At 39.6% G+C, this 12225-nt stretch carries 12 protein-coding genes; all 12 read right to left on the bottom strand.

The features are described from left to right. Nucleotides 1-1416: SabA family sialic acid-binding adhesin (locus G6069_RS01700; protein ID WP_197293175.1), on the bottom strand; the 1416-nt coding region annotated here is incomplete at its 3' end. Nucleotides 1417-1891: 475 nt separating this feature from the next. Then, nucleotides 1892-2149 carry a 30S ribosomal protein S18 gene (gene rpsR / locus G6069_RS01695; protein ID WP_000440196.1) on the bottom strand — a complete coding sequence of 86 codons (258 nt, stop codon included), beginning with the start codon at nt 2147-2149 and terminating at the stop codon, nt 1892-1894. Between the two features lie 22 nt (nt 2150-2171). Beyond that, nucleotides 2172-2717, bottom strand: coding sequence for a single-stranded DNA-binding protein (locus tag G6069_RS01690; RefSeq protein ID WP_000482424.1), 546 nt, complete (start codon nt 2715-2717; stop codon nt 2172-2174). Nucleotides 2718-2726: 9 nt separating this feature from the next. Next, nucleotides 2727-3149 (bottom strand): 30S ribosomal protein S6, encoded by a 423-nt coding sequence (gene rpsF / locus G6069_RS01685; protein WP_197293174.1) that lies wholly within the window; start codon nt 3147-3149, stop codon nt 2727-2729. A 129-nt stretch (nt 3150-3278) separates the two neighbouring features. After that, nucleotides 3279-4301 (bottom strand): DNA polymerase III subunit delta, encoded by a 1023-nt coding sequence (gene holA, locus G6069_RS01680; protein WP_197293173.1) that lies wholly within the window; start codon nt 4299-4301, stop codon nt 3279-3281. Next, nucleotides 4291-6225: an RNB domain-containing ribonuclease gene (locus G6069_RS01675; RefSeq protein ID WP_197293172.1), complete on the bottom strand. Its 1935-nt coding sequence runs from the start codon at nt 6223-6225 to the stop codon at nt 4291-4293. Before G6069_RS01675 ends, holA begins: the two co-directional genes overlap by 11 nt. Further along, on the bottom strand, nt 6225-7016 hold the full coding sequence (locus tag G6069_RS01670) for a shikimate dehydrogenase (protein ID WP_197293171.1): 792 nt from the start codon (nt 7014-7016) through the stop codon (nt 6225-6227). Before G6069_RS01670 ends, G6069_RS01675 begins: the two co-directional genes overlap by 1 nt. A gap of 7 nt (nt 7017-7023) precedes the next feature. Then, on the bottom strand, nt 7024-7602 hold the full coding sequence (locus tag G6069_RS01665; RefSeq protein WP_197293170.1) for an SH3 domain-containing protein: 579 nt from the start codon (nt 7600-7602) through the stop codon (nt 7024-7026). Between the two features lie 8 nt (nt 7603-7610). After that, nucleotides 7611-8657, bottom strand: coding sequence for a microcin C ABC transporter permease YejB (locus G6069_RS01660; protein WP_000562622.1), 1047 nt, complete (start codon nt 8655-8657; stop codon nt 7611-7613). Further along, nucleotides 8654-10435: an extracellular solute-binding protein gene (locus tag G6069_RS01655; RefSeq protein WP_197293169.1), complete on the bottom strand. Its 1782-nt coding sequence runs from the start codon at nt 10433-10435 to the stop codon at nt 8654-8656. Before G6069_RS01655 ends, G6069_RS01660 begins: the two co-directional genes overlap by 4 nt. Beyond that, nucleotides 10436-11416, bottom strand: a complete 981-nt coding sequence (trpS, locus tag G6069_RS01650; RefSeq protein WP_197293168.1) for a tryptophan--tRNA ligase — start codon at nt 11414-11416, stop codon at nt 10436-10438. 70 nt (nt 11417-11486) lie between these two features. Next, the gene (locus G6069_RS01645) at nt 11487-12209 is read right to left on the bottom strand and encodes a methyltransferase domain-containing protein (RefSeq protein WP_197293167.1); all 723 of its coding nucleotides are present in this window, start codon (nt 12207-12209) and stop codon (nt 11487-11489) included. Between the last annotated feature and the right edge of the window lie 16 nt (nt 12210-12225).

The raw sequence follows: 12225 nt of genomic DNA, 5'->3' as shown, positions 1-12225 counted from the left end.
CGCGTTAGGGATGCTAGAGAGCGCGGTGGTGATGCTGTTATAGGTGTTGCCCAATTCATTGTATCGGGATTTGAAATGCACTAGAGTGTCAGCGATGTTTTCGGCTTGCTGTATTTGCTGCTCTTGAGTGCCAAAATAAGCGATGCTGTTTTTAAGATTTGTTATCGTTTGTCCTACATACGCACAGCCTGCCCCCCAAGTGTTAGAAGTTGTCTGACCTGGATTGGTACCCCTACGCTCACCTCCTTGCACTTCATAACACACCCCTAAAGAGTCACTTACAAAGGCTGTAGGGATTTTTTCAAAGTTTTTCACCACTTGTTCGGCTTGGTTCAAAATCTCCGCTTGGGCTTGCGCGTTTTTAAGCATGCTTTCAGCAAAACTTGCGTCTGTGTAGGGGTTGAATGGTTTTCCAGCGTCCAAGCTGTTTTGATTTTGCGTGTTTTCACTAACGATTTTGGCTTGTGCGACGGCTTCTTGCGCGTTAGCGATCATGCCTTGGATAGCGCTGATTTCATTCTTAAACATCCCACACATTGTCCCATTGCCGCTTATCCCTTCCCAATAACGGTTACCACCATTTTGGAAGTTTGGGCATGCCTCATTTAGGGTAGTGATAATGATGCTCGCTTGCTTTAAAAGCTCTTGAGCGTTATTTTCTGTGTTGATCTTTGTTTCTGTTGATTGTGGTGTTGTGCCAATCCATTGGGTGTGAATATATTTCCCACCACTCCATGGGAACTTTTCACGTGTATTTGGTTTGCCACCCGTTCTTTTGTCTCCTTGAATAGTGAAATCAAGTTTTGTAGTGGTGTTGCTTAAAACGGGGACCCCATCTCCATTAGATCCATTCGCTGTCAAAGCCTTTTGAATGATTTGATAGGCCTTGTTGATGATCGCATAATTTGCAGTGGATATTGGCCCGCCATGTCCTGGCTCATAATACGAATTGCAAGTGATGGTCGTCGTATTTTGTCCTGGCACATTATTAAAGGTTTGGATACCTCCATTTGCACTCTCATTGCTACCAGGACCACAAGCAGTGAAAGCGTAGCTTGTAACTTGCCACAACCCCACTGCCGCATTCAATGCTAAAAGCACCGCTTGATAAGCGGGGGAATTGGCTTTGACATCTAGCAAATTCTTAGCGCTTGAGCCTAGATTATCCCTTGCGTCGTTGACAGTGCTCGGATCGGAGGATAGCTTTACAAGGGTGTTTAGGGTGCTGTAATTATTCAAAAGATTGTTCAACTTTTCATAATTTTCTGAAAGCTGTTGAATGCCCTTGGTGTTTTTCACCATTTGAGCGGCTTCGCCGATCTGATAGCCTACGCTTGTGTAAAAGCCGTCGTCTTCAGCGCTCAAAGTGGAAACTAAAAGCGAGCCTAAAGCTAATGAAAGGATGTGTTTTTTCATGTTTTCTCCTTGAAATTAACTTGAAATTAAAATGGTTAGATAAGTCTTTTAAATGAATAAGATCTTATCACAAGATTTCGTTAATTGTAGCATGAATTGATAAGATTTTTGCGCTAATGGGGGTTTTGTTGTTTCAAAAAAAAAAAAAAAAGGGTTTTTGGGGTATTTTTGAGCTATTTTAAATGATTAAAAAGGTTTTAAAATTTGTTTTAATAGGGATAGCGGTAAAGATGGGGGTTTAGTTGCTTGGTGGGATCGTTTTGGATTTGGTTGTAAAACTCTTAAGGGGGTATTTTCAAAATAACATTCCCACTAGATTTCTAATAACGCTTAAGAAACCACCGCTAAAATCAAGATTTTTCATTTTGTTTTAAAAAATGCTTTTTGTCGTTTTTACCGCTAGCACTCCATAAAAGCCAAGCCAAGATTAAATAAGATTAAAAGGGCATGCCCCCTATTAGCCCTAATCAAAAATTTAGTGCTGTTTAAAAGGGCTATCCACGACTTTTTTCCTGTCCACAATGTAGGGGATTAAAGCCATGTGGCGGGCTCTTTTGATCGCTACTTCCACCCTTTCTTGCCACTTTTTGCTATTGCCTGTCAACCTCCTTGGCATGATTTTATAGCGCTCTGATAGCGTGTGCTTGAGCATGTCTAAATCTTTATAGTCAATAAAGCTGATTTTAGCTTCAGTGTATTTGCAATAGCGTTTTGAATAGCGTTTTCTTTCCATAATGTCTCCTTAATTTTAACCCTTAAAAGGGGATTTCTTCTTCATCAATATTGATTTCAGGCACGCTGTTTTGATACTTGGACGGCTGTGCTTGTAAATTCTCTTTAGCGTAAGCGTTTTGCGCATAACTTGGGGCTTGGTTAAAAGGATCTTGGCTGGGAGCGTTATGATTAGCGGGATAAGCGTTGTTGAAACCCTCATGCGTCATGCTATCTTGCATGGCGTTTGCTTGGGGATTGTCTGACTTTTTATCCATAAATTGCAACGAGTCCGCTGTGATAGTGTGGCGGGAATTTTTTTTGCCCGTTTGATCCATCCAACTTTCATAAGTCAAACGCCCCTCTATCAAAACGCTTGAACCCTTGCTCAAATACTGGTTAGCGATTTCAGCCGTTCGCCCAAACAAACGCGCATCTATAAAGCACACTTCTTCGCCTAGCGTGCCGTCTTGCTTTTTAAAACGCCTGCTTGTGGCTAAACCTATTGTAGCCGCAGCCGAACCGCTAGGCAAATATTTCAACTCCACATTCCTAGTCAAACGCCCTACCATAATCACTTTATTAAACATGATAAGCCCTTATTCGCTATGAGATCCTACGCTTTCTGCTTCCTCTAAGTGGTGGGAATGCACGGTTTTTTCGTGTTTTTCTTTGGCGTGCGATGGCTTTTTATTAGCCCTATCCACTAACGCATGCCACGCTTCCACTTCTTTCTTGCTTTCGTATTTGATCACAATGAAACGCAACACGTCTTCATTGATGCGATACAATCGTTCAAGCTCTAAAATCATGGACGGCTCTGCTTTGAAATACGCCACATAATAATAGCCTCTTTTATGCTTTTTGATTTCATAAGCCAAATTACGCATGCCCATATCCAGGCTCGTTTCAATCACGCCGTGATGCTTAGTGATCACTTCTCTGTAAAATTCAATTTTGGATTTAATCTCTTCTTCTACTAAAGTAGGTTTGAGAATAAACATCGTTTCATAATGCCTCATCCATTCTCCTTGTGGTTGTATAGCCCTTTTTTTACTAAAAAAGAGCAAGGTCTAAAAAACTTTCAATTATACCTTGCTTTCGCTTGTTTTTGGATTAAATTTAGTTTTATTAACACCTTTCAGCATTTTTCAAGGGTTAATGATTTTTTGAATGGGGGTCAAATACAAAAAGCCCAATTCCTTTTGCCCTTGCATGCTTTGAATGCGCCATAACCTAAAAATTTCAAAAACCTTCTTATAGCCGGCTTCTTTCAAACGCAGGGCGTTTTTGGCGTAATTTTCGGCAATCTCTTTAGGGGGAGCGTAGCCTAAAACCTCTTTAGCGTCCACTAAACCGGTCGTTTTAATGTGGGCGAAAAATAAAAAAAGCTGGTAAAAATACCGCTCTAACCCCCTTAAAATATCCGCATCTTTTTTGCCCTCTTTTAACAAATAATCATAAATATCAAGCACGCTTTTTTTCAAAAAAAGCCCTAAAATGAGCTTTTGCAAATCCATATCCCCCGCATTGGAGCTTAATTCTTGAATGTCTTCTAAAGCGATGGGCGTATTTAAAACCGCTAGCTTGTCTAAATCGTTAAACGAAATGCCTAAATCTTCGTTATTAATTTCAAAAAGAGCGTTTAAAAGATGGCCGCTGATGTCTAAATGTAAAAGATTAGCCCTTTCTTGCAAGAATTTCAAACTCTCCCAAGTTTTAGGCATAAAAAAGCGCACGCAAATGGCTTCATCTTTCAAGGGGCTTTTTTGGAAAAATTTAACGATAGCATCGCTAGTGTATTTGTATTTGGTGGTGTCGCTTTTAGCATTATAAAGCCCTATGATAAGCCTGTTATGGCTAGGCCGCTCTAAAACTTTTAAAAAAAGATTGATATCATTTTCTTTAAATTTCTTATGCAGCGCAAAATCCAGTTTTAAAATGACTAAACTGCTCCCTCCAAATAAAGAATCCTGCTCTAAAAGGGTCGCAATCTGGCTTTTTTCATAATCGCTCGCATAAAAAAGCGAAGTTTCTGTGTCAGGGTTACTGAGCTTAAAAAGCGTGCTAATCGTTTGAATATAATAATGGATAAAAAAATCAAACTCCCCATACAAAAACACCGCTTTAGGGAGTCGTTGTTTTAAATAATGGTCCAAATCTTTACGATACATGCTCTTTAATCCTTTCTGTGATTTCGCCTCTAACTTGCCCTAAAATCAAATCCGCATGCGTGATTGTAACGCGCACCTTTTCTAAAGGCTTAAAAACCTTGTTCGTTTTGACTAAAACTTTAAGCCCTATTAATTCTTTTAACCCCACCACCACCCAATCTTTAACCTCCAAAACCACGCCCAAAAATTCTTTTTCTAAAAGTTCTAAAGCTAAGCGAGCGAATTTGCGTTTGATAAAATCCCTTTCAATCAAAGCGGCCTTTTTTTGCAAAGCGTTCAACTCAGCGCATAATTCAGGCGTTTCTTCTAACAAATACGAGCAGCCTTTAGCCTGATGGAACAATAATTCTTTTAAAAGCCTGTGTAAGGCTAAATCGCTGTATCGTCTAATGGGCGAAGTGAAATGCGTATAGCTGGCAAACCCCAAACCAAAATGGCTTTCTTGCATGGGGCTATAAAGGGCTAAATTTTGAGACTTAATGATCAAGCGCGAAACTTCTCTTTCTATACTCTTTTCTTTGGCTATCTTTAAGGCATGCTCTAAAAAAGGAAAAAAGCCCATGTTTTTAGGGCGCACAATCTCATAATCAAAAAGCTTAGCGTAGAGGCGTTTTTGCTGCTCCAAACTTGGCTCTTTATGGGTGCGGTATATCCCCTTATTTTGAAAATGCTCATCTAATAACCCTGCACTAGACTGGTTGGCTAACAGCATGGCTTCTTCTATAAGGGTGTGCACGCTGCTTTCTTTTTCTGTTTCAATTTTTTCTATACGCCCTTCTTTATTTAAATACAGCTTGTTTTCAAACGAATTGAAATTAAACCCTTTTTTTAAACGCTCCTTTTTTAACTTTAAAGCCATTTCTAAAAACCCTAAAAGGCTTTGTTGCAAATCTTTATCTAAAGAGCTTTGTTGGGTATTTAAAAAATGATTGATTTCTTCATAAGTGCAATTAGCCCTAACTTCAATAACGCCTTGAGATAATCGGGCGTTTTTCAAATCGTCTAAAGGGATTTCATACACTAAAGCCAGGCGTTTTTCAAACGCTTTTAATGAGCATGCCCCTTGAGACAAACTCAAAGGCAGCATGGGATAGACGCTGTTAGGGAAATACACGCTAAAACCCCTAAGCCTAGCTTCTTTATCCAAACTGGAATGTTTCGGCACAAATTCGCTCACATCAGCAACCGCCACAAACAAAACCCTTTTTTCTTGATCATAAAAAATCGCATCGTCAAAATCTTTAGCGTCTTTGGGGTCAATGGTGATAAAAGGGATGTGAGAATAATCGATCCTGTCTTTAAAATCGCTCGCTTTGAGTTGCGCGTAATGTTGGGCTAAATTCAAACAATCTTTTGAAAAATCCTTAATCCTGTCAAAAAGGCTTAAAGAAAGGTTTTCATCTATTAAAGGGTCTTCTAAAGCCCCTAAAATTTCGCTGATTTCACGCTTTTTAAGATCGATCTTTACCACGCAATGCCTGGGCAATTCTAATAAGGATCTTTGGCTGTGCTTTAAAGAAATAGGTTTTTTAAAAGGCTCTTTAAAAGGGATAGCCACAATCTGGTTTTTTTCTTTAGCCAAGTAAGCTATCATCGTGTGATCTGCATTTAAAAGAGCGGCTTTAAAAAAGGCTATGGGGCGTTTTTTAGAACATTCTATTTGGCATAGAATCAAAGCGTCTGTTTTAAAAGATGGGGGTAAGTTTTTGATTAAAGGGTCTTTGGGGTAATTTTTCGCTAAAGAAATGAAAAACGCCTTATTTTTTACCCTTTCAATCTTGCCTATATCAAAGCCTTCTTTTAAAAAATAGCGATCCTTATTTGATTGAAGCGCTTCTTTTAAAACGCCCTTTTCTACTAGGGGAGCGAATCGCTTAGGGATCTTTTTAACCCCAAAAAACAGGCTTCTTAAAAACCCTTGCATCAAAAAACACTTCGCATGACTTCAAACGCTTTTGAATAAGGGATTTGAGAAGCGCTGAATTTTTCAAAACTTAAAGAGGCTTGATAGATGAGCATGTCTTTCCCGTCTTGAAAGGGGATTTCTAACTCTTTAGCCAGAGATAAAAAGGGCGTTAAAAACCCATACGCCAAATCATAAGCGAGTTTGCCCTCTTTAAAATACCCTTTCAAAACCTCTTTATTCAAAGGCAATTCGTTATTCAAACTCGCTGAAGTGGCGTTAATAATCAAATCAAAAGCGCTTTTAGGAGGCTCCATGAAACAATCACAGCCCAAGCGTTGGAAAAAATCCAATCCCCTAGCAGAGCGATTCAACACGCTCACTTCCAAGCCTTGTTTTTTCAATTCGCACGCTAAAGCCTTAGCGCTCCCCCCAGAGCCTAAAATCAGAACGCTCTGGTAGCCCTCACCTCCCAAAGAGAGCCAGAAACCCAATGCGTCGGTATTGTAACCCACAAGCTCATCATTTTCTAAAACAAGCGTATTGACTGCTCCGCATTCAAGCGCGATACCCTTGATTTTGTCGCAAACCTGAAACGCCCTTTCTTTAAAGGGTAAGGTTACATTAGCCCCACTCAATCCCAAATACAAAAATTCGTTTTTGATATGGCTTTCTAAAGGGAGTAATATGGGGTGGTAATGCCCTAAAAACCCTAATTCTTTTTGAAAAGTTAAAAAACAAGCGTTATGGATTAGGGGCGATTTGGAATGCTTAATGGGATTTCCAAAAACCCCAAACGATTTTAATTTCATTATTCTTTCATTCAGCCTTTTTTAAAAGTTTTAAAAACACATAGCCCTTTGTTTTATTAGAAAATTCAATTTCAGCCCAATCGTTTTGGATTTCTAAAACCTTCACGCTTTTATCTTTTAGAAGCGAGCCAATGATTTTACCTTTTGTGCTAGGAAAAGCGCGCACGTTCACGCCACTGACTGCGACTTTATACTCTAAAGGTTTTTTTCCCATTGTGGGGGTTTTGGGGGTTTTTTGGTTGTTTTGAGTGGGCGAGACGCTGTTTTGTTTAGGTTTGGTTTCTTTTTCTTGCTCTTGTTTATTCTCTTGTTCTTGCGCGGCTGTGTCTAAAGGTGGTGCTGTGTCTTTGGTGGGGCTTTGTTCTGTGGCGGTTGTGGTTGCGTTGGATTCTTCTTGTTTGGGCGAAAGCGCGCTGTTTTGGTACTCTATCTCGGTTTTTTCTAAATTCTGGTTTATTGGAGCGCTGTCTTTTTTCACATAAAAACCAAGCGCAGCATGCGCTAAAGCATACAACAACATGAACGCTAAAACCACCAACAAAGGCTGCATAAAAAGTTTTAAAGAATATTTCATCTCAGTTTTCATTCCTGCCCTCAACGCTTTTCAAAATCAATCCTAGGGTCAATCACCACGCAAAGCAAATCGCTTATCAAACTCGCTACCAAGCCTAAAAGCGTGAAAATATAGAGCGAACCAAACACAACGGGATAATCCCTACTCACAATGCTTTCATACCCTAAAAGCCCTAACCCGTCTAAACTGAAAACAATCTCTATCAACAAACTTGAGCTAAAAAACATGCCCAAAAAAGCCTGCGGAAAGCCCGCCACTACCAATAAAATCGCATTACGGAACACATGCGCATAAAAAATACGCCCCACTGAACAGCCTTTAGCCTTAGCGCTCACCACATAAAGTTTGCCCATTTCATCTAAAAAAGAGTTTTTCACTAAGAGCGTGAGGCTTGCAAAACCCCCTAAAGAAATGCAAAGAACGGGCAAGGTGATATGCCATAAATAATCCTTGATCTTACCTAACGCGCTCAAACTTTCAAAATTATCGCTCACCAACCCCTTTAAAGGGAACCAGTGCCAATAATTCCCTCCGGCAAAAAACACGATTAACACCACCGCAAATAAAAAGGCCGGGATAGCGTTAGCGACAATGATCACCACGCTGCTTAGCACGTCTAAAGGCTCGTTATTGCGTTTGGCCTTGAAAATCCCTAAAGGGATAGAAATAAGATAGATCAAAAGCGTGCTAAAAAGCCCTAACGAAATGGATACGGGCAATTTTTCCTTAATCAAATCTATCACTTTAATCTGGCGATAAAAGCTCTCCCCAAAATCAAATTGCAGATATTTTTTGAGCATGAGAAGATAGCGCTCCCCTATAGGCTTGTCAAAACCATAGAGTTTTTTTAAATTTTCTAACAAATCGCTCTCCAACCCTTGAGACGCCCTATACGAACGCTCTTTAACAACGCCTTGAATCTCTTTGGACTGCGTGTTATTGATTTTAGCCATCATCTGTTCTATGGGGCCTCCTGGGGCGGATTGGATCAAAAAGAAATTGATCGTCATGATGGCTAATAAAGTAGGGATAATCAAAAGCAAGCGTTTGAGAATATAAGCGATCATTGAAGACCCCTTTCTTTTTTTATCCACCACAAATACGGCGAAAATCCATAGCTAGGGCTGATTTCAGGCATGCCGATGTAATTATACGCTGCGATCCTGTAATTAGGCAAATAAAAATGCGGTATCACATAAAACCCCCACAACAACACCCTATCCATCGCTTGAATGGCGGCCAATTGCTCCTTGTAATCTTTAGCGTTAATGATTTTTTCAATCAAATCATCTACCGCTTTACTAGAGATTCCCGCATAATTTCTTGTGCCTTTTTCTTTCGCGCTCAAAGAGCCAAAATAAAAGCGCTGCTCATTACCCGGGAAAGACGATTGGCCAATCACTCCTACAATCATGTCAAAATCATAGCTTTTAACCCGATTGACATACTGGCTTAAATCCACTCTTTGGATTTTCATTTCAATCCCTAACACCCTTAAGTTTTTAGCAAAAGCTAGGGCCAGTCTTTCAAAGGCTGGGCTGTTTAAAAGCAAAGTGAAACTGAAAGGCTTGTTATTCTTATCCACTAAACGCATGTTTTTGTAAGAAAAGCCCGCGCTCTCTAAAAGCTTTTGGGCGTATTTTAAATTTTCCCTCAAATTATAGCCTAAAACATCAGGCCCATCGGTTCTAGGCACGACATAAGACTCTTTAAAAACCCTTTCATCTAAACTCTTTTCATAAGGGGCTAACAGAACTTTTTCTTCAGGGCTTGGGAGAGGAGGGGACGCATAGATAGAGTTACTGAAAAAACTAGTGGTGCGCTTGTATTGCGAAAAAAACAAATTTTTATTCGCCCATTCAAAATCAAACGCATAAAATAAGGCTTCACGCACCCTTTTATCCTTGAAAATTTCTCGGCGCGTGTTGAAGAAAAACCCTTGCATGCCGCTTGGCATTTTGTGGGCTATCAAATACTTCGTAATCTCTTTATTGTCCATAGCTTTCCCCACATAGCCCCTAGCCCAAACCTTAGCCGTGCTTTCAAGGCGCCAATCATACGCCCCGCTTAAAAAAGCCTGTAAAGCAATGGTTTCGTCTTTGTAATACTCAAATTTGATCTCATCAAAATTGAATTGCCCCTTTCTGCTAGGCAAATTCCTCGCCCAATAGTTAGGGTTTCTTTGGTAGGTGATTTTCTTGCCCACATCAAAAGAAGCGATCACATAAGGGCCGCTAGAAACAGGAATGAGTAAGGGGTTTTTTTCAAAATAATCCTTTTGAAACGCTTTTTTGGAAAAGATCTGCAACTGCCCTAAAATGAGAGGCAACTCTTTATTTTCAGTGGTTTTGAAAATGAATTTAACATGGTGTTTGTCTAAGATAACCGCTTTTTTAACATCTTGGTAATACTGCCTATAAATAGGCGATCCTAATTTCATGATCGTATCAAAACTAAACTTCACATCGCTCGCTAAAATGGGAGCGTTATTGCTGAATCTCGCTCTTTTATCTATCGTAAAAATCACATAGCTGTTATCCTTGGCCACTTCTGCGTCTTTAGCGATCAAAGGGTATTCCGCAAAAGGTTCGTCCAAACTTTGCACCATTAAAGTGTCATAAATCAAATCCAAGCCTTCGGCTTTAGTGCCTTTAAGCACAAAAGGGTTAAGACTATCAAAAGTCCCTATAGCGTCATTCCTTAAGACACCGCCTTTTCTGGCGTTAGGGTTAGCGTATTCAAAATGCGTGAAATTCTCCTTATATTTAGGTTCTTCGCCCAAGTATAAATAAGGTGTAGCCTTAAGAAAACAAAACACCCCTAACCATAAACTTAAAATTTTCATCTAAACCAACCCCATCAATTCTTTAGCCTTTTGGTAAGTCGCCCTCGCTAAAGGCCTGGCTTTTTTAGCGCCGCAATTTAAGACGGCTTTCACCTCATCGTCGCTGATTTCTTGGTATCTTTCTTGGATAGGCTTTAAAGCCTGGATCACTACTTCAGCTAATTCCTTTTTAAAATCCCCATAGCCCTTATTTTTGAAACGCTCTTCTATGTTTTCTGGGCTTTCATTGCTTAAAAGCATGTAGATATTTAAAAGGTTAAAAATACCCTCTCTTTTTTCATCAAATGCAATAACGCCCATAGAATCCGTGGCCGCTTTTTTGATTTTTTTTACAATAATGTCCGGTTCATCTAAAAGAAAAATCGCATGGTTAGCCCCTTGATGCGATTTACTCATCTTCACTTTTGGATCATCTAGCCCCATAACCCTTGCCCCCACTTTAGCGATCAAAGGCTCTGGCACTTTAAAGCAGTTCCCAAAATCCCTGTTAAATTTTTCTGCAATGTTTCGTGTGAGCTCTAAATGCTGTTTTTGATCTTCGCCCACTGGCACTAAATCGCTTTGGTATAATAAAATATCTGACGCCATTAAAATAGGGTAATTGAAAAGCCCCACGTTCACGCTTTTAGGGTTTTTTAAAGACTTGTCTTTGAATTGCGTCATTCTTTGCATTTCTCCCATAGACACCTGGCAATTTAATAGCCACGCTAAAGCCGGGTGCTCATCCACTTCACTTTGAATGAATAACCCCGATTGCTTGGGATCAATCCCGCAAGCTAAAAGCAATTTGACTAGCTCATAAGTTTGGGATTTTAAAAATGCAGGATCTATGGGTAGGGTGATCGCATGCGAATTGACGACGCAAAAAAGGTTTTCATATTCATCTTGCATCTCTACCCAATGCTTGATCGCCCCCAGATAGTTGCCCAAATGGATTTGCCCGGTAGGTTGGATGCCTGAAAAGACTCGTTTTTTGTGCATGTTGTTTCTCGTTGTTTTAGTTAGTGTTATTGTAACCACCTAATTTTAATATTTTAATTTGTCTTAGTTTTTAAGAACGCTTGATCCCCGAAAAGAGTAACACTTCATAGCTCAATTTTTCAAACGCCATGTTTTGGAAAAAATGTTTTTTTTGCTTGAAACTCAGCGTTGAACCCCCCAAAAGACCGCATTTTTTAAGGTAATCCAAGCAATCTTGTTTGCGGTTGAAATAAAGAGCGAAGCGCTTGTTTTCCAATTCTATTTGAAAATGTTTAAAAGCGTTTTTAATCAAGGATTTGAGCGTTTTGAGATCCCTTAAAGGCGAAGGCGTGCCTAAAAACTCATGCACTTCATGCAAACTAAAATCCGTATGGATAGCTAAAGCAGCCTCCTTACTAGAAAAAGCGATTTTTTCTAAAACGCTTTTTAAATCCCTTGCCCATTGTAAAGAGGAAGAAGACACAACCAGATCATAATCGCAAAAAACATGTTCTTCAAAATCCGCATGCTCTAAAGAGATTTTTTGAATGTTGATAGAATGCGTGGGGTGTAATTTGAGCATGTTTATGGAATTATCCAAAGCGATAAAATTTTCAATCACAATATGTTGCCGCTCTAAAGCGTTAAAAACAGCCCCACTCCCCGATCCTAAATCCAAAACTTTAGCGTAATGTTTTTGTTTTAAAAATTGAACAAGACAGATAGCGATTTGTTGCTGGATATGAGCAAAAAGGTGATAAGTTTTGGCATGCCTATTGAATGCATGCTGATTAAATGAATGAAAAGAATCCAACACCACCGCCTTAACA

The sequence above is a fragment of the Helicobacter pylori genome (assembly GCF_017594925.1).
Classification (GTDB): Bacteria; Campylobacterota; Campylobacteria; order Campylobacterales; family Helicobacteraceae; genus Helicobacter; species Helicobacter pylori_DP.
This window is presented reverse-complemented; position numbering and strand designations above follow the sequence as displayed.

Coding starts and splice junctions, on each gene's coding strand:
- trpS (WP_197293168.1), bottom strand. CDS start 11,416: ATGCACAAAAAACGAGTCTTTTCAGGCATCCAACCTACCGGGCAAATC.
- rpsF (WP_197293174.1), bottom strand. CDS start 3,149: ATGAGGCATTATGAAACGATGTTTATTCTCAAACCTACTTTAGTAGAA.
- G6069_RS01675 (WP_197293172.1), bottom strand. CDS start 6,225: ATGCAAGGGTTTTTAAGAAGCCTGTTTTTTGGGGTTAAAAAGATCCCT.
- G6069_RS01690 (WP_000482424.1), bottom strand. CDS start 2,717: ATGTTTAATAAAGTGATTATGGTAGGGCGTTTGACTAGGAATGTGGAG.
- G6069_RS01670 (WP_197293171.1), bottom strand. CDS start 7,016: ATGAAATTAAAATCGTTTGGGGTTTTTGGAAATCCCATTAAGCATTCC.
- G6069_RS01660 (WP_000562622.1), bottom strand. CDS start 8,657: ATGATCGCTTATATTCTCAAACGCTTGCTTTTGATTATCCCTACTTTA.
- G6069_RS01655 (WP_197293169.1), bottom strand. CDS start 10,435: ATGAAAATTTTAAGTTTATGGTTAGGGGTGTTTTGTTTTCTTAAGGCT.
- holA (WP_197293173.1), bottom strand. CDS start 4,301: ATGTATCGTAAAGATTTGGACCATTATTTAAAACAACGACTCCCTAAA.
- rpsR (WP_000440196.1), bottom strand. CDS start 2,149: ATGGAAAGAAAACGCTATTCAAAACGCTATTGCAAATACACTGAAGCT.
- G6069_RS01665 (WP_197293170.1), bottom strand. CDS start 7,602: ATGAAAACTGAGATGAAATATTCTTTAAAACTTTTTATGCAGCCTTTG.